Source organism: Mesorhizobium sp. M0029 (assembly GCF_040323735.1).
In the GTDB taxonomy this organism is placed as follows: Bacteria; Pseudomonadota; Alphaproteobacteria; order Rhizobiales; family Rhizobiaceae; genus Mesorhizobium.
Genome location: NZ_JAMYVF010000001.1, coordinates 139,648 through 158,194, shown reverse-complemented (window position 1 = coordinate 158,194; position 18,547 = coordinate 139,648). Strand labels below are relative to the sequence as shown.

20 protein-coding genes are annotated in these 18,547 nt (G+C 63.6%); 11 read left to right on the top strand and 9 right to left on the bottom strand.

What is annotated here, in order from left to right:
* Positions 1-126: 126 nt before the first annotated feature.
* From flgK to NKJ76_RS00745, 8 genes are all read left to right on the top strand, one after another.
* Positions 127-1,581 carry a flagellar hook-associated protein FlgK gene (gene flgK, locus NKJ76_RS00780; protein ID WP_023701067.1) on the top strand — a complete coding sequence of 485 codons (1,455 nt, stop codon included), beginning with the start codon at positions 127-129 and terminating at the stop codon, positions 1,579-1,581.
* Positions 1,582-1,584: 3 nt separating this feature from the next.
* Positions 1,585-2,628 carry a flagellar hook-associated family protein gene (locus NKJ76_RS00775; protein ID WP_352536566.1) on the top strand — a complete coding sequence of 348 codons (1,044 nt, stop codon included), beginning with the start codon at positions 1,585-1,587 and terminating at the stop codon, positions 2,626-2,628.
* A gap of 30 nt (positions 2,629-2,658) precedes the next feature.
* Positions 2,659-3,006 carry a flagellar biosynthesis regulator FlaF gene (gene flaF / locus NKJ76_RS00770; RefSeq protein WP_352536565.1) on the top strand — a complete coding sequence of 116 codons (348 nt, stop codon included), beginning with the start codon at positions 2,659-2,661 and terminating at the stop codon, positions 3,004-3,006.
* Positions 3,003-3,446 carry a flagellar biosynthesis repressor FlbT gene (flbT, locus tag NKJ76_RS00765; RefSeq protein WP_023683290.1) on the top strand — a complete coding sequence of 148 codons (444 nt, stop codon included), beginning with the start codon at positions 3,003-3,005 and terminating at the stop codon, positions 3,444-3,446. Before flaF ends, flbT begins: the two co-directional genes overlap by 4 nt.
* Entirely contained in the window at positions 3,446-3,853 is a 408-nt protein-coding gene (flgD, locus tag NKJ76_RS00760; RefSeq protein WP_352536564.1) for a flagellar hook assembly protein FlgD, read from the top strand. The genes flbT and flgD overlap by 1 nt, the downstream gene beginning before the upstream one ends.
* A gap of 24 nt (positions 3,854-3,877) precedes the next feature.
* Positions 3,878-4,144: a flagellar biosynthesis protein FliQ gene (gene fliQ / locus NKJ76_RS00755; RefSeq protein WP_023671896.1), complete on the top strand. Its 267-nt coding sequence runs from the start codon at positions 3,878-3,880 to the stop codon at positions 4,142-4,144.
* 71 nt (positions 4,145-4,215) lie between these two features.
* Positions 4,216-6,084, top strand: coding sequence for an asparagine synthase (glutamine-hydrolyzing) (gene asnB / locus NKJ76_RS00750; RefSeq protein WP_023691732.1), 1,869 nt, complete (start codon positions 4,216-4,218; stop codon positions 6,082-6,084).
* Between the two features lie 223 nt (positions 6,085-6,307).
* Positions 6,308-7,951 carry an MFS transporter gene (locus NKJ76_RS00745; RefSeq protein WP_352536563.1) on the top strand — a complete coding sequence of 548 codons (1,644 nt, stop codon included), beginning with the start codon at positions 6,308-6,310 and terminating at the stop codon, positions 7,949-7,951.
* Between the two features lie 23 nt (positions 7,952-7,974).
* Here NKJ76_RS00745 and NKJ76_RS00740 read toward each other — a convergent pair whose 3' ends face one another.
* The 8 genes from NKJ76_RS00740 to NKJ76_RS00705 are packed head-to-tail and all read right to left on the bottom strand — an operon-like array spanning position 7,975 to position 14,762.
* Positions 7,975-8,343: a cupin domain-containing protein gene (locus NKJ76_RS00740; protein WP_081726812.1), complete on the bottom strand. Its 369-nt coding sequence runs from the start codon at positions 8,341-8,343 to the stop codon at positions 7,975-7,977.
* A 58-nt stretch (positions 8,344-8,401) separates the two neighbouring features.
* Positions 8,402-9,787: an NAD(P)/FAD-dependent oxidoreductase gene (locus NKJ76_RS00735; protein WP_352536562.1), complete on the bottom strand. Its 1,386-nt coding sequence runs from the start codon at positions 9,785-9,787 to the stop codon at positions 8,402-8,404.
* Between the two features lie 50 nt (positions 9,788-9,837).
* Entirely contained in the window at positions 9,838-10,953 is a 1,116-nt protein-coding gene (locus NKJ76_RS00730; RefSeq protein ID WP_352536561.1) for an ABC transporter ATP-binding protein, read from the bottom strand.
* Positions 10,950-11,747 (bottom strand): ABC transporter permease, encoded by a 798-nt coding sequence (locus NKJ76_RS00725; RefSeq protein WP_352536560.1) that lies wholly within the window; start codon positions 11,745-11,747, stop codon positions 10,950-10,952. Before NKJ76_RS00725 ends, NKJ76_RS00730 begins: the two co-directional genes overlap by 4 nt.
* Positions 11,747-12,619, bottom strand: a complete 873-nt coding sequence (locus tag NKJ76_RS00720) for an ABC transporter permease (RefSeq protein WP_352536559.1) — start codon at positions 12,617-12,619, stop codon at positions 11,747-11,749. The genes NKJ76_RS00725 and NKJ76_RS00720 overlap by 1 nt, the downstream gene beginning before the upstream one ends.
* Before the next feature lie 22 nt (positions 12,620-12,641).
* Entirely contained in the window at positions 12,642-13,718 is a 1,077-nt protein-coding gene (locus NKJ76_RS00715) for an extracellular solute-binding protein (protein ID WP_023686368.1), read from the bottom strand.
* A gap of 37 nt (positions 13,719-13,755) precedes the next feature.
* Positions 13,756-14,409: a helix-turn-helix domain-containing protein gene (locus NKJ76_RS00710; protein ID WP_027049833.1), complete on the bottom strand. Its 654-nt coding sequence runs from the start codon at positions 14,407-14,409 to the stop codon at positions 13,756-13,758.
* Entirely contained in the window at positions 14,406-14,762 is a 357-nt protein-coding gene (locus NKJ76_RS00705) for a hypothetical protein (RefSeq protein ID WP_352536558.1), read from the bottom strand. The genes NKJ76_RS00710 and NKJ76_RS00705 overlap by 4 nt, the downstream gene beginning before the upstream one ends.
* Positions 14,763-14,932: 170 nt before the next feature.
* Here NKJ76_RS00705 and NKJ76_RS00700 point away from each other — a divergent pair, with 170 nt between their 5' ends.
* Positions 14,933-15,247 carry a hypothetical protein gene (locus tag NKJ76_RS00700; protein WP_155921527.1) on the top strand — a complete coding sequence of 105 codons (315 nt, stop codon included), beginning with the start codon at positions 14,933-14,935 and terminating at the stop codon, positions 15,245-15,247.
* Positions 15,248-15,286: 39 nt separating this feature from the next.
* Here the strand turns inward: NKJ76_RS00700 and NKJ76_RS00695 are convergent, their stop codons facing one another.
* Positions 15,287-15,586, bottom strand: a complete 300-nt coding sequence (locus tag NKJ76_RS00695) for a putative quinol monooxygenase (protein ID WP_023691739.1) — start codon at positions 15,584-15,586, stop codon at positions 15,287-15,289.
* A gap of 123 nt (positions 15,587-15,709) precedes the next feature.
* Between NKJ76_RS00695 and flhA the strand changes: the two genes are divergently transcribed.
* Both flhA and fliR read left to right on the top strand, forming a co-directional pair.
* Positions 15,710-17,797 (top strand): flagellar biosynthesis protein FlhA, encoded by a 2,088-nt coding sequence (gene flhA, locus NKJ76_RS00690; RefSeq protein WP_023671908.1) that lies wholly within the window; start codon positions 15,710-15,712, stop codon positions 17,795-17,797.
* The gene (fliR, locus tag NKJ76_RS00685; protein WP_023691740.1) at positions 17,794-18,546 is read left to right on the top strand and encodes a flagellar biosynthetic protein FliR; all 753 of its coding nucleotides are present in this window, start codon (positions 17,794-17,796) and stop codon (positions 18,544-18,546) included. Before flhA ends, fliR begins: the two co-directional genes overlap by 4 nt.
* Position 18,547 lies beyond the last annotated feature (1 nt).

The window sequence follows — 18,547 nt, the reverse complement described above, 5'->3', positions numbered from 1 at the left end:
ATTTCGAATTCAAGGCCACACCGGCAAACCGGCCGGGGTGGTCTGGAATTGCAGGTTTCCGAACGCCGACGCCGCCGACAGGGCAGAGACGTCATCCCCTCCCCACTGGCCTCGTGAAAGACCCGCATGTCGCTGACTTCCGCATTGACCATAGCCCAACAGTCGCTTCAGACCACATCGAAGCAGACCAGCGTCCTTTCCCGCAATATTGCCGACGCCAGCAACCCCGACTATGCCCGCCGCACGGCGGTCGTCGTCAGCAGCGCGCCCGGCGCCCGCTCGGTCGAGATCCAGCGCGCCACCAACGCCCTGCTGTTTCGCCAGAACCTTAGCGCGCAATCGGCATGGAGCGGCCAGAGCACGCTTTACAGCGGAATTGACCGCCTCGCCGTTGCCGTCAACGGCGTCGACAACGCCTCCTCTGCCTCGACCGCGATCGGCAAGCTGCAGAACGCGCTGCAGCTTTACGCCGCTACGCCATCCAACCAGAACCTCGGCTCCAGCGTCATCGACGCGGCCCAGCAGGTGGTGCGCGCTCTGAACGACGGCACCAACGCGATCCAGGATTTCCGCACCCAGGCCGATGGCGAGATATCAACGGCGGTTAACGATCTCAACTCGCTGCTTAGTCAGTTCCAGGACGCCAACAAGGCGGTCATCTCCGCAACCCGTTCGGGTACCGACGCATCCGACGCGCTCGACCAGCGCGACGCTTTGCTGAAGAAGATCGCGGACTATGTGCCGGTGTCGACCTTCACGCGGGGCGACAACGACATGGTCATCACCACCAAGGATGGCACGACACTGTTCGAGACCATTCCGCGCTCGGTAAGTTTCACCCCGTCGGCGGGCTACACGGCCGGCACACCAGGCAACACCATCTACATCGACAATGTGCCGGTCAGCGCCGGGGCTGGCGGCAACACCAGCGCCGACGGCAAGCTCGCCGGGCTCATTACCTTGCGCGACGGCGTCGCGGCGACGATGCAGAGCCAGCTCGACGAAGTGGCGCGCGGCCTCATCACCGCCTTTGCCGAAACAGCACCTTCGCAGCCCGACCGAACCGGCCTGTTCACCTGGTCGGGTGCGCCCGCCATTCCGGCCGCCGGCACGCTGATCGACGGGCTTGCCGGCTCCATCAAGGTCAACGCCGCAATGGACCCGAGCGTCGGCGGCAATCCGGTGCTGCTGCGCGACGGCGGCGCCAATGGTGCGGCGTATATCGCCAACACCGCCGGCAACGCCTCCTATTCGCAGCTCTTGATCGGCTATGGCGACAAGCTCGACAAGCCGATGCCTTTCGACGCTGCGGCCGGCATCACCGTGACGTCCAGCGTCTCCGACTACGCCGCCAATGCCATTGGCTGGTTCGAAGGCCAGCGCCAGCAGGCCTCGAGCAATGCAGACGCCAAGGAAGCGCTGGCATCGCGCACCGCCGAGGCGCTGTCCAACGACACCGGCGTCAATGTCGACCAGGAGATGTCGCTGCTGCTCGACCTCGAACACACCTATCAGGCCTCGGCGCGCATGATGAAAACCGTCGACGACATGCTGTCGGCCCTGCTCGATGCCGTAGGATAAGCCATGAAAGCCACATCCGTCTCATCAGCCGCCCTCTCCAACGCCGCGCGCTATCAGCAGATGCGCATGCAGGCCGAACTGGTCAAAGCCACCAAGGAATCGACGACCGGCACCGTCGCCGATGTCGGTCTGGCGCTCGGCGCGCGCACCTCGCAGGCGGTCACCTTCTCGCGCGACCTCGACCGGTTGAACGTCATCATCGATTCCAATTCGCTGGTCACCGCTCGGCTGTCCTCGACGCAGGCTGCGCTTGGCCAGCTTTCCGACACTGCGCAGAATTTGCTGACCGCACTGACCGCCGCCGGCAATTCCTCGAGCACCATCACGCAGCAAGCCGGCAAGGCCGCCGTGCAGCAGATGACCTCTATCCTCAATGCCAGCGTCAACGGCGAATATCTGTTTGCCGGCACCAACACCGACGTCAAGCCGATCGACGATTTCACCGCCGCCGGCTCGCCGGCCAAGGCGGCGTTCGACGCTTCCTTCTCGTCGTATTTCGGCTTCACGCAGACCGATCCGCTCGCCGCCAACATCACCGCCGCCCAGATGGATAGCTTCATCACCAGCAATGTCATGCCGCAGTTCATGGGCGCCGGCTGGCAGGCCAACTGGTCGAACGCCACCGACCAGCAGATCGTCAGCCGTATTTCGCTGGGCGAAACCACCCAGACCTCGGCCAGCGCCAATGAAGACAGCATCCGCAAGCTCGCCATGGCTTCCGCCCTGATCACCGACCTGCTCTCCGGCAATATCAGCCAGGCGGCGAAGACCGCCGTTGTCGGCCGCGCCCAGGCGATGGTCGGCGAGGCGCTAGGCGGGCTAGGGCAACTGCAGGCCGAGACCGGCCTTGCCGAGAAGCGGGTCTCCGACGCCAGCGACCGCATGAAGACGCAGGTCGACCTGTTCGAGCGCCATATCCTCGATCTGGAAGGCGTCGACCCCGCCGAGGCAGCCACCCGCGTCGCGGATCTGACGCAGCATATCGAGACGTCCTTCGCGCTGACCGCGCGCCTGCAGCAGATGAGCCTGCTGAACTACCTGACCTGACAATCTCAACCGCAACGGTAGAGCCAAACGATGTACCAATTCTCCTACGCCGACATCCAGACCGACTCCGTTGCCGATGCGAAAGATCGCGAGCGGCAGCTTTTGACCCGCTCGATCGAAATGCTGGCGGCGGCGGCGGCGGTCGGCCACGCCTCGATGGAAGCAGTCGAGGCGCTGCACTTCACCAACCGGGTCTGGACCACCTTCGTCGAGGATCTCGGTTCCAGCGACAATGTCCTGCCCAAGGAACTGCGCGCCAACCTCATCTCCATCGGCCTGTGGCTGCTGCGCGAGGCCGAGGACATCCGCCAGGGCCGCACCGACAATTTCGAAGGGCTGATCGAAGTGTCCCAGATCATCCGGGACGGCATTCAATGACCAACACGCTGAAGATATCGCTGAAGCCGAACGAGAAGATCTACATCAACGGCGCCGTCATCCGCGTCGACCGCAAGGTCACCGTCGAGCTGATGAACGACGTACAGTTCCTGCTCGAGAACCATGTCATCCAGGCCGACGATGCCTCGACGCCGCTCAAGCAGCTCTATTTCATCCTGCAGGTGATGCTGATGAACCCGGCCGGCGCCATCGAGGCGCGCGCCATGTTCCGCCGCTCGCTGCCCTTGCTTTTGGCAAGCTTCGAGGATGAGCAGATCAGTGGCGCGCTGAAGCAGATCGACCGCATGGTCGGCGAAGACCATATCTATGAAGCGCTGAAGGCTATCCGCGCGCTTTATCCGCTCGAACGCCGCGCACTTGGCGGCAATGACGATGTTCAGGGTGCGAAGCGCCCGCTGGCCGTGGGAGCACAATACTGATGAATGTGGACATGACGACGACGATCCCCACGGGCGCCAACCAGGGTACCCAGCAGACGTCGAAGACAGCGGTCGACTACCAGTCGTTCCTGAAGCTGTTGATCGCCGAGATGAAGAACCAGGATCCGACGAAACCGATGGATTCGACGCAGTACGTCGCCCAACTCGCCACCTTCTCGCAGGTCGAGCAATCGGTGCAGACCAACACCAAGCTCGACCAGATCATGCAGTCGTCGGCGCTGTCGCAGGCCGATGCCCTGATCGGCCGTTCGATCACCTCGGCCGACGGCAACACGACCGGCGTCGTGGCCTCGGTCAAGCTTGCAAGCAACGGCGTGATCGCCGTGCTGCAGAACGGCACCGAAGTGCCGGTCGGCGCGGGCGTTTCGATAAAGCCGGCCAGCTAGACAGTTCCATAAAGGCGCGCTCACATGAACGAGGCCGACGCCCTAGACATCGTCCAGTATGCGGTGTGGACGGTGCTCGTCGCGTCCGCGCCGGTGGTGCTGGTTGCCATGGTGGTCGGCATCGGCATCGCGCTGATCCAGGCCCTGACCCAAATCCAGGAAATCACCCTGACCTTCGTACCCAAGATCGTAGCCATCATGCTGGTCGTGGCGCTGACCGGTCCGTTCATCGGCAGCCAGATATCGGCCTTCACCAACGTCATCTTCGAGCGCATCGAAAACGGGTTCTAGGCAGCGCTTGCAGGCGGCTGTGTTCCGGCTAGATTGCAGGCCATGACTCAGGCAGAACTCACCGGCAGGCCATGTGCGGAATAGCCGGCGTCTGGCGCAAACGAAACCCGATCGACGCCAACGACCTGTCGGATGTCGCCAGCATGATGCAGGCGTTGGTACATCGCGGCCCCGACGATCATGACAGCTGGCACAACAATCGGCTGGCGCTCGGTCACCGCCGACTTACCATCATCGATCCCTCGCCCGCCGCCCGTGAGCCGATGCTGACTTCTTCCGGCGATGGCGTTCTCGTCTACAATGGCGAGGTCTACAATTACCGCTCGCTGCGCGAAACGCTGCAGGCGCAAGGCGTCGTCTTTCGAACCATCTGCGATGCCGAAGTGGTTCTCGAAGCCTTGCATCACTGGGGCCCCGAAAAAGCCGTGCCGCTGTTCGACGGGATGTTTTCCTTCGCCTATTTCGACGCTCGCAGCAGTGCGCTGTGGCTTGCGCGTGACCGTCTTGGAATCAAGCCGATGTCGGTGGCCGACACGCCGGAGCGAATCCTGTTCGCCTCGGAGGACAAGGCGATCCTCGCCTGCGACGGTTTTCCGCGCGACATCGACAGCCGCGAGATCACCTTGCGGCTTGCCTGGCAGAGCCGCGATTCCAGCTACAGCCTGTTCGACCGCATCGAGCGCCTGCCGCCCGCCGGCCTGTGGAAGATCACCGATGGCGTTATCGAGAAGCGCCGCTTCTGGCATGTGCTGGACGTGCTGGAGACCGCGCGCATTACCGGCGATGCATCCGCTGATGCTGAACACATGGCGACGCTCGAGGCGTTGCTCAAGGACAGCGTCGGACTTCACTGCATCGCCGATACCAGCGTTGCCACCGCCTGCAGCAGCGGTGTCGATTCCGGCCTGATAACGGCGCTGGCAAAGCGGTTCAGGCCGGAAGTCCACGGTTATGTCGTCGACCCGCAGCTCGGCAACAGCGAGGCCGAAGACGCCGAACGCACCGGCCGCCATGTCGGCGTGCCCTTGCGCCGGGTGCCGGTCGACAGGAACCGGTTTTTCGAACTTTGGCCAAGGGTAATCTGGCATCTTGAAAGCGATGGCTGGCACGCCAGCCATGTCGCACTGCTGGCGCTTGCCGAACGATGCCGGGCCGATGGCGTCAAGGTGCTGCTCACCGGCGAAGGCGCAGACGAATTGTTTGGCGGCTACCCCTTGCAGGCCTTGAGCATGAAGAAGTGGCGTTCCTGGTCGTGGCCCCGGCGCCTGGTCCATTCGAAGCGCTCGCTCGACCGGAGATTCGAGCAACAGCGTCATGCCCCCTACAAGGTCTCGGCTGGAAGCCACTCACAAATGGATCGCAGCATGGTCCTGCGTGCTTTGTCGCCGGAGCTGAATTTTCTGCAAACCGAGATCTTCGACCGCCTGGAGCCGGTTATGCCGCCCGCGGATCGCGCCTTTCTCGGTAGTTGCCTCTACGACCTCTATTCGCATCTGCAGGACATCCTGCACCGGCACGACCGGCTGAGCATGGCGGCGTCCGTGGAACTGCGGGTCCCGTTCCTGGAAAACCGCCTGATCGACTTCGCCATCCATTTGCCGAGGCGGCAGAAATACCGCGACAAAACAGGAAAATGGCTTTTGCGAAAGGTCGCTGAAAAGCATATTCCGCGCCAGAACGTCCAGGCGCGCAAGATCGGCTTCGAGATGTCGTCGCAATTTTCGGCCGGCACGGAGACTTTGCTGCGCGGCGGTTTCCTGCGCGATGCCTTGAAATGGCCCGCCGCGAATTTGGAGGACATGGTCCAGTTGGCGCGGCGCGAGCAACCGTCCAGGCTGCGGCTTGTCGGCATGGAGCTTTTCCTGCGCCTTCACGCCGGCGGCGAGACGACAGGCACGCTGACCGAAGCCTTGCATACCGCTGCCCGGGACAGAAGCTGACTTCGCGCGCGGCCGACAGCCCCGCGCAGTGGACCAATGAGAACATCGCTCTGGGTAGCGAACCCTTCCCGGCTGACGTATTTTCGCCTTGCTATCCTGTTGTTGGACCATGATCTTTTTCGAAGACGCGTTCGCCCTTTTGGATGTCGTGCTCTATTTCAAACGGATGCCATGATTGTCGTCCCGGCGGACGAAACCAGCACGTTAAGGTGGGACAGGTCTGATGATCGATGACGAGCCGGACAGCGAACGCGTTTCGGCGCTGGCGCCGTTCCGGCACGGCATCTTCCGCGCCGTCTGGTCGGCCAGCCTGGTGTCGAATTTCGGTGGCCTGATCCAGGGCGTCGGCGCCGCCTGGATGATGACCACCATCGCCACGTCGCCCTATCAGGTGGCGCTGGTCCAGGCCTCGGCCACTCTGCCGATCATGCTGTTTGCACTCGTCGCCGGCGCCATCGCCGACAGCTTCAACCGGCGCAAGGTGATGCTGATCGCCCAAATCTTCATGCTGGTCGTCTCTGCACTTCTAACGCTGTTCACCTGGAACGGCTGGATGACGCCATGGACGCTGCTTGCCTTCACCTTCCTGATCGACAGCGGCACGGCGCTCAACAACCCGTCATGGCAGGCATCGGTCGGCGACATGGTGCCGCGCAACAAGCTGCCGGCCGCGGTTGCACTCAATTCACTGGGCTTCAACCTGACACGCAGCGTCGGCCCGGCGATCGGCGGCATCATCGTTGCCGCCGCTGGTGCGGCTGCTGCGTTCGCCGCGAATGCGCTGAGCTATATAGGTCTCATCATCGTGCTATTCCGCTGGAAGCCGGAGCTGCCGGTCTCGACGCTACCGCGCGAGACGCTGGGCGCCGCCATGGGCGCCGGCCTGCGCTATGTCGCCATGTCGCCCAACATCGGCAAGGTGCTGGTCAGGGGCTCCGCCTTCGGCTTCAGCGCCGGCGCGGTTTTGGCGCTGCTGCCGCTGGTGGCGCGCGACGTCGTCAAGGGCGATGCCTTGACCTACGGCATCATGCTCGGCGCCTTCGGCATCGGCGCCGTCTGCGGCGCGCTGATAAGCGTGCGTCTCAGACAATTGCTATCCAGCGAAACGATGGTGCGGATGGCCTTCGCCGGCTTTGCCGTCTGCGCCTTCAATGCCGCCATCAGCCTCAATGCCTGGCAGACTGCGGCGGGTTTGCTCATCGGCGGCGCCTGCTGGGTGATCGCGCTGTCGCATTTCAACGTCACGGTGCAGATGTCGACGCCGCGCTGGGTCGTCGGCCGGGTGCTGTCGGTCTACCAGACGGCGACCTTCGGCGGCATTGCGCTGGGCAGCTGGATCTGGGGCGTCGTTGCCGATGCGCATGGCGCCGAAACCGCGCTGATTGCGGCGGCCATCGCGATGCTTGTTGGCGGCGCCATCGGCCTGTTCCTGCCGCTGCCGCAGCAGACGACTCTCAACCTCGACCCGCTCAACCGCTTCAAGGAGCCGCATCTCGGCCTCGACCTGAAGCCGCGCAGCGGCCCCATCGCCATCATGATAGAGTACATTATCCGCGACGAAGATGTGCCCGAATTCCTCGCCACCATGGCCGAGCGCGGGCGCATCCGCCGCCGCGACGGCGCCCGCAACTGGACGCTGGCTCGGGACCTAGAAAATCCCGCAGTCTGGATCGAACACTACCACACGCCGACCTGGCTGGAATACATCCGCCACAACCGGCGCGCCACCCATGCCGACGCCGTCGTCGGCGAGCGGGTGCGGGCGCTGCACAGCGGCGACGAACCGCCGCGCGTGCGCCGCCTGATCGAGCGCCCGACGACCGCCGGCACCGCGCTGGTCTCGCCGAAGGGGCCGATCGATCACTGAACTCGCCATAGCCGTAGCGCCGGTCAGCCGGCGCTCTGGATCATGTAGAGCTTGCGCGTGGTCTCGCGTATCAGCCACTCGCCCTTCCAGCCCTGCGGCAGGACGAGGAGATCGCCCGGACCGAGTTCCCGCACCTCGCCATCGATGCGGCTCAGTTCCACGCGCCCCGAAATGATGTGGCAGATCTCCGACGAGTCCGAACGATCGGCGGTGAAGCGGCCGGGCGTGCATTCCCAGATGCCGACATCGACAGTCCCGTCCGGCGATTGAAAGAACGAGCGCACGGCCTCGACCTGATCCCCTTCAATCGAGGTTGGCTTAGGAGAGAACGCGCCGATCTCGGCCTTGGCGAGATCGTGGAAGGTCGAAAGATCGATCAAGTCTAGCTCCATGGATAAGAGCAATTCCAGGAAAGGTGTCTGCCCCGGAATTGCGTGAGAACAAATGGCTTTAGTGGCCGGTGATGCTGTCGGCCAACGCGGCCAGCTTCGAGGTGCGCGCAAGCCCTGCCGCCTCGCGGCCATCGGCAATGCGATAAAGCTGGTACATCGAATGCACGCCCAGCCAGCGGAAGGGCTCCGGTTCCCATGGCCTGACCTTGCGGTTGACCCAGGGCAGCTTCGTCAGCTCGGTGTTTGCCCCGAGAACAAGGTCAGCCAGCGTGCGCCCCGAAAGGTTGGAGCTGGACACGCCGAGGCCGACATAGCCGCCGGCCCAGCCGATGCGGGTCGCGGGGTCGAGGCCGACCGTGGTGCACCAGTCGCGCGGCACGCCGAGCACGCCGCACCAGGCGTGATCGATGCGGCATCCCTTGGTCTGCGGCAAGAGCGTCGTCAGGATCGTGTGCAGCTGGTCGATCGTGGCCTGCTGCGTCTGGCCGTTGACGTCGGTGCGCGAGCCGTAGCGATAAGGGACGCCGCGTCCGCCCATCGTGATGCGTCCCTCACGCGTGCGCTGGGCATAGCAATAGGCATGCGCCGCATTGCCGAGCAGTTCGTGCCCTTCCCAACCGATGTCGCGCCACAGGTCGGGCGGCAGCGGCTCAGTCACGATCTGCGCGCTGTTGAGCGCCAGCCAGGTCCGCTCCTCGCCGGGGATGCCTGATGTAAAACCCTCGGTCGCGCGGATGATCGTCTCCGCCTGCACCGTACCGCGGTCTGTCGTCACACTGCCCTTGGCGATGCTTGTCACCGTCGTCTTCTCATAGATCGGCACGCCCAGCCGCTCGACGGCATCGGCAAGCCCACGCACCAGCTTGGCCGGCTGCACCCGCGCCTGGCCATGCACGACGAAGCCGCCCATGACGTTACGGATGTTGATGCGCGTGCGCGTTGAGGCGGCGTCCAGCATCTCGGCGCGGTTCGGGTCGACATCCCAGGAACGGATCGTCTCACATTCTTCGCGCACGCGCTCCAACTGCGCTGCGTTGGTGGCCACCGTCAGGTTGTCGACGCGGCGAATGTCGGCGTCGATGCCTTCCTTGGTCGCGACTCGGATCACTTCGTCAACGCAGCCTGCCATCGCAGCCTGCATCGCCATCACGCCTTGCCGGCTCGATGTCTTGAGATATTTTTCCCGCGACCAGCTGAAGCCGCCCGACAGCCAGCCGCCATTGCGCCCCGAAGCGCCGAAGCCGGCAAATTCGCGCTCGACGATCACGACGCGCAGCGATGGCTTCGCCTTTTTCAGATAGTAGGCGGTCCACAGGCCGGTATAGCCGGCGCCGACAATGGCGACATCGGCCTCGATGTTTCCAGGCAAGGGCGGGCGCGGAACGGGAACCGCCCCCAGATCCGCATACCAGAACGATATGTCGCCGTTGCGCTTGGCTTGCATGGAATGACTTTCAGATGGGATAAGGCCAGATGGGATCAGGCCAGATGGAATCAGGTGAGTGTGGTGTCGGCGCTTGCGTCGTCCGCCAGCAGCTTGGCGTCGGTGCCGTCGAAGCAGAGCTCGACCTTGTCGCCGAGGCCAAAACTTTCGCCGGTCAGCGGTGAGCGCACGATCGCGGCCGAGCCGTCGGCGAGCTTAACTTCGTATTTCGATTCCGAGCCGAGATAGATGGCTTCCGCGATCGTTCCCGACAGGCGGTTGGCGCCATTGGCAGCACTTTGGCCGGCTCTTCGGATCGCGAGCTTTTCGGGACGCAGCAGCATCACCGGACTGGCTTCTCCCGACAGCTTACGCGGTACCGTCACCGTCTCGCCGGCGATGCTTAGCGCGGTGCTGTTGCCATCGCTGCGCGCCTTGCCGCGCAGCACGGTGGAATCGCCGATGAAGCGGCCGACGAACAGCGTTGCTGGCTCGTCGTAGAGCTGGCGGCCGGTGCCGACCTGCTCGATGCGCCCGCGGTTGAACACGGCGATGCGGTCGGACAGCACGAGCGCCTCTTCCTGGTCGTGCGTGACATAGACGAAGGTGGTGCCGAGTTCGCGATGGATGCGCTTGATCTCGAGCTGAAGCCATTCGCGCAGCTTCTTGTCGAGGGCGCCGAGCGGCTCGTCCATCAGGAGCAGCGGCGGGTCGAAGACGATGGCGCGTGCCAACGCCACGCGCTGCTGCTGGCCGCCCGACAATTCGCTGGGATAGCGATGCGCGAAATCGCCCATCTTGACCATGTCGAGCGCCCTTGCCACGCGTGTCTGCCGCGTCGCCTGGTCGACGCCGCGCAGCGTCAGCGGATAGGCGACGTTGCGGCCGACGCTCATATGCGGGAACAGCGCGTAATGCTGGAAGACGACGCCGATGTTGCGCTTGTGCGCCGGCACGCCGACGACGCTTTTTTCCCCGACCAGAAGCTTACCGCTGGTGACATCGGTGAAACCGGCAACCACGTTGAGCGTCGTCGTCTTGCCCGAGCCGCTGGGGCCGAGCAGCGTCATGAACTCGCCGGGCTCGATGCGCAGCGACACGCCGTCCAGCGCCTTGAAGCCGCCATAGGCCTTGCTGATCGCTTCGAGATCGATCGCCGCGCCCTTGCTTGTCGGCTTCGGATTCATTGGCGTCCTTTCCGCTCGCGGCCAAGAAGGAGCATGCCGCCGCCGATCAGGATCGTGGTCGCGAAAAGCAGGATCGTGCCGACAGCCGCCACCGTCGGATCGGCGTCGCGCGTGATCGAGGCAAAAATCTGCACCGGCAATGTCTTGAGATAGGGGTTCGTGATGAACAGCGACACGACAATCTCGTCGAACGAGGTGGCGAAAGCGAACAGCAGGCCTGAGAGCACGCCCGGCGCGATCAGCGGCAGCGTCACCGTGCGAAACGTGGTCAGTGCGCCGGCGCCCAGGCTCGCGGCGGCTGTCTCCAGCCGGCGGTCGAACACTTCGAGACTGGCCGAGACCGCGATCAGCACGAAGGGCAGCGCAAGGATGGTGTGGGCCAGCACGAAGCCGAGCAGCGTCCCGACGAGCTGCGTGTCGAGATAGACGGCATAGATGCCGATCGCCAGCACCACGCCCGGCACCACCATCGGCGTCAGCATCAGCATACGCAAAAGGTTCGCCGGCCGCGCCTTCATGCGGTCGAGGCCGAAGGCGGCAAGCGTGCCGAGCACCGTTGCCAGGACGGCAACGATGGAGGCGACTTTCAGCGAGTTCAGGAAGCTGTTCGACCAGTCCGGATTGGTGGCGAAATTCTGGTACCACTGCCAGGAAAAGCCTTGCGGCGGAAACGCCAGCGATTTGTTTTCGTTGAATGACATCGGCACCACGACGAGCGTCGGCGCCACCAGCCATATCGCCACCAGCACGCAGACGAGCCCGAGAAGAACGCGGGTGAGCGGCTTCATCTCCATCAGCGCCGCCCCGCTTCCCGATGACTGGACCGCATCACAGGTGCTGCCAGCGCCAGCAGCACGAAGGTGGTGACCAGCAGAACGACGCCCATGGCGCCGCCCCTGCCCCATTGCAGCAGGCTGAGCACCTGCGTCTGCACCAGCGTCGACAGCATGGTCGAGCGCGGGCCGCCGAGCAAAGCAGGCGTGATGTAGAAGCCGAGCGACAGGATGAAGACGATGATCGCGCCGGCATAGACGCCGGGCAGCGACAGCGGCAGATAGACGGTGAAGAACGCGCGCGACGGCCGCGCACCGAGGCTTTGCGCCGCACGCATCAGCCTGAGGTCGATGCCTTGCATCACGGAATAGAGCGGCAGGATCATGAACGGCAACAGCACCTGCGCCATGCCGATGACCACGCCGGTCTGGGTGCGGATCAGCTTGACGCCGCCGAACCCGACCGAGCGCAGCAACGAATTGATGACGCCCGAATCCTGCAGCAGGATCACCCATGACAGCGTTCGCACCACACCACTCACCCAGAACGGGATCAGCACGCAAAGCACAAGCATCAGCCGGACGCGCGGCCCGACCGCGGTCATCAGATAGGCATAGGGATAGGCCGCGATGACGCAGACCAGCGTCACCCAGGCCGAAATGACGAAAGTCCGCTGCAGCACTGTCAGGTTGACCGGCGCGCCGAAGAACCAGGCATAGTTCTGCAGCCCCCACTCAGGTTCCGACAGGCTGCGCAGCACGATGGTGAGCAGCGGATACCCGATCACCGCGACGAGCAGGATGAGCGCCGGCGCCGTGAGCGCGAACGGCCGCCATGCCCGACCCGACCGCGCATGGGCGGCGGGTTGGGCGATGGGTTCGGACGCGCTCACGGCCTGGCTCTCACTTGGCTGTTCAGTTGCCGGCCATCAGCGCCGACCACTTCTCCTGCGCCACCGGGAAGTTCTCGACCCAGAACTTGATGTTCTGCTTGTAACCCTGCTTCTGGCGCTCGGGCGTGTTGGTCAGGAAGGCGGCGACCGACGCATCGACCTTGGGCTGCGCGTCATTGTTGATCGGCGTATAGGAGGTCTGCTGCGCCAGGATCTCCTGCGCCCCCTTGCCGAGATAGGCATTGAGCAGCGCATAAGCCGCATCCGTATCCTTGACGCCGACCGGAATGGTCATCTGGTCCATCACCACCAGCCAGTCCTGCCAGGCCGGCGCATATTTGGCGCCGTTCTTCACCGCCGTCATGGCACGTCCGGTCCACATCATCAGCATGTCGGCTTCGCCAGATTCGGCAAGCTGCTGCGATTCAGCGCCGGTCTTCCAATAGATCGTGTCGGGACCGAGCTTGCGGATGACATCGATGGCCTTGTCGATGTCGGCCACCGTCATCGCCTTCGGGTCGCCGCCAGACGCCTTCAACGCCTGCTCCAGCAGGCCGCCCGTCGGGTCGCCCGAACCGTCGAGCGCGCGCGTGCCGGGGAATTTTGCCGTGTCGAAGAAATCGGCCCAGTTCTTGGGCGGGTTATCCCCATACTTCTCCTTGTTGTACATCAGCACGACGCCGTAGTTCATGGCCGGCACCGAGCATTCGCCGACCTGGCCCTCGGGCACCTTGGAGACGTCGAGCTTGCTGAAATCAAGCTTCTGGAACAGCTTGCCGCAATAGACGTAAGGCGGCAGGTCGGCGGTGTCGACGACGTCCCAGGTGACGTTGCCGGATTCGACCTGCGCCTGCAGCTTGGCGATCTCTGTCGGCCCGTCATTGAGCAGCGTGGCGCCGGACTTTTCGACGAACTCCTTGAGCGCGGCGGCCTGGCCGTCCTGGTAGATGCCGCCATAGGAGACGAGCGTCAGCGTCTTGCCCTTGAGCGAGCCTTCCTTGACCTCACCCGCGACAGGCTTTTCCTGCGCGAACGCTGCGGTTGCCAGAACGCCGAGCGCCAGCACGGCGCCAAGGCCAAGATGTCTTGTTTTCAGCATGATTATTGTTCTCCCATTTGACCCGCATGGATTGAACCTACCTGGCTGCGAGCGGTTTCCAGGCCCTGTATTGATCGAGTTCGGCGCGCACCGAAGTCGGTGGCGCAATGATCCACATCACCTCGGCTCGGCCACTGCCGATGTTCTCTGAGCGATGTGCTGTCGATGTCGCGTATTCGATGCTGTCGCCCTCTTCCAGCACATGCCTGACATCGCCGAGCGAAACCTCGACGATGCCGCGCAGCACGACGAGCATCTCGTGCGCGTCGCCATGGGTGTAGAGCGCTGGGCCGGTCGAGCCGCCGATTTCGAACTCGCCTACATAGACTTCCATGTCGCTTAAAGGGGGACGCGAGAGCAGCATCTTGCGGCAGCCGTCGCTGGGCGGCAGGCTCGGCCGCTCGCTGCGCAGCAAGACCCCGCGCTGCCCGGCGGCACTATCCTCGAACAGCATCGCCACGCTCACCCCAAGCGCCGAGGCCATCTGGTTGAGCGAGGCGGTGCTGGCGCCGGTCAGGCCGCGCTCGAGCTGGCTGATGAAGCTGGCGCTGGTCCCGGTCAGCTCGGCGAGCTCACGCAGCGAAAGCCGGCGGCCGAGACGCAGGCTCTTCAGCCGCTGGCCCAGCATCTGATGGGCATGCGTCGCTGTCGAGGCGACGCCGTTCTTGACCGGAGCCTGGTCGGTGCTCATCCCGTCTTTTTCTCCCACTGAACAATTTGTACAGTGACACTGTACACGTGGCAAGCGCCGGGACATTTTAAAATGCCGGCTGAGGCCTGTTCTTCGCCCGACAGGTCGCGCCGCGCCTTGTCGAGTCCTCGGCGTAGCGTCGCATCAGATGGCCCTCGGTCAAAAGCCGACAACGGCCCGGTTGTCGAAATTCTCGACCACCGCCAGTTCCTCGGCGACGGCGCGCTGGAGGTTCCGGCGGCGGACTGGACGTTCATGGTCGGCACCAGCACCGCATGCCGGAATTTGGCCGGCGCCAGCACCGGCGTCTCACCATCGAACGGATCGCTGTGCAGTTCGGCGACGATCAGCACGCCGACATAATGCCGGCTGCTTGCGGCGCCATTCTGGCGCTGAGGCGCAGTCAGGCTTGCCGCCCCGCTTCAATTCCCCGCGAGCGTGTCGAGGTATATGAGCGATCGCTTACGCAATCGACGCAGCTGTGTTATTTTTGGCCGTCTCCATTTCCCTCAAGGAGGAGAAGATGAGTGCGCGGGGATTTTTTTCATTAGCTGTTGGCATGATTTTTTTGAGCTCGTCTGCGGTGAGCAATTCAAGCATGGATATGCCGGTTAGGTCTGTTGTGTCACACCCGATGTCTCTTTTTTTGGCGGGAGGCAATCCGGAAAACCAAAGCCGGCCGGCAAAGGAATTTATCCAGACTGCACAACAAGATGTTTGCTGTCCTGGCGGCTACCCTTGGTATCGCAATTCGACGAACACCTGCTACGGCAGCTATGAAGACTGCCACGATACCGATGGCGGCGGATGGTCCTGCAGACAGGTCAACGCCTGCTAGACTTTCTTGGGCCTACGCCTTCTTGACTGTGCCCGGTCCTCAGATCGGCTTCGGCTCGCCGGCCTCGTAGAGCATGAGGTTGCGCTCGCCTATGCCGAGCGATGCCCAGCTCGCCCGCCAATCGGCGATGTGAGGCGAGCGGAAATGCGCGTCGAGCGCGGCCCTGTCGCTCCACACCTCGATTACATGGATGAGCCCGGCGTCGAGCACGTCCTGCGCGTAGGAGTATTCGATGCAGCCGGGCTCCGCCCAGCTGCCCAGTATCATGCGCCGCATGGCCGGCCTTGCCTCGTCGAGCCGTTCCGCCGGCAAGCGAATGGTGCCGATGATCACCAGCATGATCTCTCTCCTCAAGGCCTCTGTCGTCCTGGCAAGTAACCAGTCCTCCCACCCTCGCGCAAGCTTGACCGGTTAGGCTCGAAGGGCTGTCGCGTGCTCGGCAGGCTGGTGATTGGGGACGACATGGCGGTCAGCGAAAGCTTAGCGACAGGAACAGTGGCCAAGAACGGCCGCGATGTCTTCTTCGCCATCGGCATCGTCATCATCCTGGCCGTGCTGTTCCTGCCGATCCCGGCCTTCCTCATCGACATCGGCCTCGCCTTCTCGATCGCACTGTCGGTGCTGATCCTGATGGTGGCGCTGTGGATCCAGCGGCCGCTCGATTTCTCGTCCTTCCCGACCGTGCTGCTGATCGCCACCATGCTGCGGCTGTCGCTCAACATCGCCACGACGCGCATGATCCTGTCGCATGGCAATGAAGGCACGCACGCCGCCGGCTATGTCATCGCCGGCTTCTCCAAACTTGTGATGGCCAGCGATTTCGTCATCGGCCTGATCGTCTTCATGATCCTGATCGTGGTCAACTTCATCGTCATCACCAAGGGCGCCACCCGTATTGCCGAAGTCGGCGCCCGCTTCACCCTGGACGCTATCCCGGGCAAGCAGATGTCGATCGACGCCGACCTGTCCGCCGGCATGATCGACGACAAGACCGCGCAGCTGCGCCGCCGCGAGCTGGAAGAGGAATCCTCCTTCTTCGGCTCGATGGACGGCGCCTCGAAATTCGTCCGCGGCGACGCCATTGCCGGCCTCATCATCACCGCCATCAACATCGTCGGCGGCATCGCCATCGGCTACATCAGGCACGGCATGGGCATGGGCGAAGCCGCCGATGTCTTCATCAAACTGTCGGTCGGCGACGGCCTGGTCACCCAGATCCCGGCGCTTATCGTTTCGCTCGCCGCCGGCCTGCTTGTGTCCAAGGGCGGCACGCGCGGCTCGACCAACCAGGCGGTGTTCGGCCAGCTCGGTGCGCATCCGCGCGCGCTCTATGTCGCGGCCTCGCTGCTCGTCCTGCTCGGCCTGATGCCCGGCCTGCCGTTCTTCCCGTTCTTCACGCTAGCCGCCGGCATGGCCGGCCTTGGCTACGTCATCCCGATGCGCGCCAACCGCGAGGCTGCCGCCGCCGAAGCGATCAAGGATCTGGAGAAGGCGAACAAGGTCGAGGAAGAGAAGAACTCGGTCAAGGCTTCGCTGACCACCGCCGAGATCGAGCTTCTGATCGGCAAACAGCTGTCGACGCGGCTGCTGGTGTCGCATCAGGAACTGGTGTTCCGCATGGCCAAGATGCGCAAGAAATTTGCCACGCAATATGGCTTCGTCGTGCCGGAAGTGCGCGTCGCCGACGATTTCGGCATCCCGCCGAAAAGCTATCAGATCAAGGTCCACGGCACCGTCGTCGCCGAATACCAGATGCGCGTCGGCGAGATCATGGTGCTGCTCGGCAACCGGGATTTGCCCGACGTTCCCGGCGAGGAAATCCGCGAGCCGGCCTTCGGCATGCGCGCCTTCTCGGTGCTCGAAACCTTCGCCGAGGATCTGAAGCGCGAGAACTATACCTTTGCCGACAACATGTCGGTGCTGCTCACCCATTTGTCCGAGGTGATCCGCAACAACCTGCCGCAGCTTCTGTCCTACAAGGACATGAAGGCGCTGCTCGAGCGCCAGGATCCGGAATACCGCAAGCTCGCCGACGAGATCTGCACCTCGCACATCTCCTATCCCGGCCTGCAGGCGGTGCTCAAATTGCTGCTGGCCGAACGCGTATCGATCCGCAACCTGCATTTGATCATCGAGGCTATCGCCGAGATCGCGCCGCATGTGCGCCGCACCGAGCAGATCGTCGAGCATGTCCGCATCCGCATGGCCCAGCAGATCTGCGGCGATCTCTCCGAGGGCGGCATGCTCAAGGTGCTGCGCCTCGGCAACCGCTGGGACCTCGCCTTCCACCAGAGCCTCAAGCGCGACGCCAAGGGCGAGGTGCGCGAATTCGACATCGACCCGCGCCAGCTGGAGGAATTCGGCCAGGACGCGACCAAGGCGATCCGCAAGCATCTCGAGGCCGGCGAGCGTTTTGTCCTCGTCACCGCGCCCGATGCTCGCCCCTATGTGCGCATGATCATCGAGCGCCTGTTCACGACGCTTCCCGTTCTCTCCCATGTCGAAATCGCCAAGGGCGTCGAGATCAAGGTGCTCGGGACGATCTCGTGAACATACTGTCGCAAGGCGTCGTCATCGCCGCCTTCCTCGCCTTCTGTCGCATCGGCGCCTGCTTCATGCTGATGCCGGGCCTGTCCAGCGCTCGCGTGCCGGTCCAGGTCCGGCTGTTCGTGTCGATCGCCGCCACCGGTGGCCTGCTCGCCTTCCTGTGGGACAAGATCTTTCCCTTCGTCGATGCGCGTCCGCAGGTGCTGGCGCCGATGATCATCTCCGAACTTTTGGTCGGCGGGCTGATCGGCGCGATGACGAGGCTCTACATGGAGGCGCTGCGCTTCATGGGTTCGGCCATCGCCATGCTGATCGGCTATGGCGGCACCGGCGGCCCCGCCATCGAGGAGCCAGAGCCGCAGGCGGCCCTCGCCGCCATCATCTCGTTTTCAGCGTTGCTGCTGCTCTTCGTCTTCGATTTCGACCACGAGATCATCCGCGCTCTGGTCGCCTCCTACACGGTGGCGCCGGTCAACGTCTTCTTCAATCCGCAGGCCGCCCTGGTCGATCTCACCGACACGGTGTCGGACGCCTTCTTCCTGGTCATCCGGCTCGGCAGCCCGTTCATCGCCTATGCCATCCTGGTCAATTTGACGATCGGCTTCGTCAACAAGCTGACGCCGCAGATTCCGGTCTACTTCATCTCACTGCCTTTCGTCATCGCCGGCGGCATGATCATCTTCTACTTCGCCATCGGCACCATGCTGTCGCTGTTCGTCGACGGCTTTGTCGATCTGACGCTGGCGAGGTGAG

What these genes read in the sequence shown, in the direction of transcription:
- flbT (WP_023683290.1), top strand. Translation starts at nt 3,003, where the DNA reads ATGACCAACACGCTGAAGATATCGCTGAAGCCGAACGAGAAGATCTAC.
- NKJ76_RS00745 (WP_352536563.1), top strand. Translation starts at nt 6,308, where the DNA reads ATGATCGATGACGAGCCGGACAGCGAACGCGTTTCGGCGCTGGCGCCG.
- flaF (WP_352536565.1), top strand. Translation starts at nt 2,659, where the DNA reads ATGTACCAATTCTCCTACGCCGACATCCAGACCGACTCCGTTGCCGAT.
- NKJ76_RS00740 (WP_081726812.1), bottom strand. Translation starts at nt 8,343, where the DNA reads ATGGAGCTAGACTTGATCGATCTTTCGACCTTCCACGATCTCGCCAAG.
- NKJ76_RS00695 (WP_023691739.1), bottom strand. Translation starts at nt 15,586, where the DNA reads ATGCTGGTGATCATCGGCACCATTCGCTTGCCGGCGGAACGGCTCGAC.
- NKJ76_RS00715 (WP_023686368.1), bottom strand. Translation starts at nt 13,718, where the DNA reads ATGCTGAAAACAAGACATCTTGGCCTTGGCGCCGTGCTGGCGCTCGGC.
- NKJ76_RS00775 (WP_352536566.1), top strand. Translation starts at nt 1,585, where the DNA reads ATGAAAGCCACATCCGTCTCATCAGCCGCCCTCTCCAACGCCGCGCGC.
- flhA (WP_023671908.1), top strand. Translation starts at nt 15,710, where the DNA reads ATGGCGGTCAGCGAAAGCTTAGCGACAGGAACAGTGGCCAAGAACGGC.
- NKJ76_RS00730 (WP_352536561.1), bottom strand. Translation starts at nt 10,953, where the DNA reads ATGAATCCGAAGCCGACAAGCAAGGGCGCGGCGATCGATCTCGAAGCG.
- asnB (WP_023691732.1), top strand. Translation starts at nt 4,216, where the DNA reads ATGTGCGGAATAGCCGGCGTCTGGCGCAAACGAAACCCGATCGACGCC.
- NKJ76_RS00725 (WP_352536560.1), bottom strand. Translation starts at nt 11,747, where the DNA reads ATGGAGATGAAGCCGCTCACCCGCGTTCTTCTCGGGCTCGTCTGCGTG.
- fliQ (WP_023671896.1), top strand. Translation starts at nt 3,878, where the DNA reads ATGAACGAGGCCGACGCCCTAGACATCGTCCAGTATGCGGTGTGGACG.
- NKJ76_RS00735 (WP_352536562.1), bottom strand. Translation starts at nt 9,787, where the DNA reads ATGCAAGCCAAGCGCAACGGCGACATATCGTTCTGGTATGCGGATCTG.
- NKJ76_RS00710 (WP_027049833.1), bottom strand. Translation starts at nt 14,409, where the DNA reads ATGAGCACCGACCAGGCTCCGGTCAAGAACGGCGTCGCCTCGACAGCG.
- flgK (WP_023701067.1), top strand. Translation starts at nt 127, where the DNA reads ATGTCGCTGACTTCCGCATTGACCATAGCCCAACAGTCGCTTCAGACC.
- flgD (WP_352536564.1), top strand. Translation starts at nt 3,446, where the DNA reads ATGAATGTGGACATGACGACGACGATCCCCACGGGCGCCAACCAGGGT.
- NKJ76_RS00700 (WP_155921527.1), top strand. Translation starts at nt 14,933, where the DNA reads ATGAGTGCGCGGGGATTTTTTTCATTAGCTGTTGGCATGATTTTTTTG.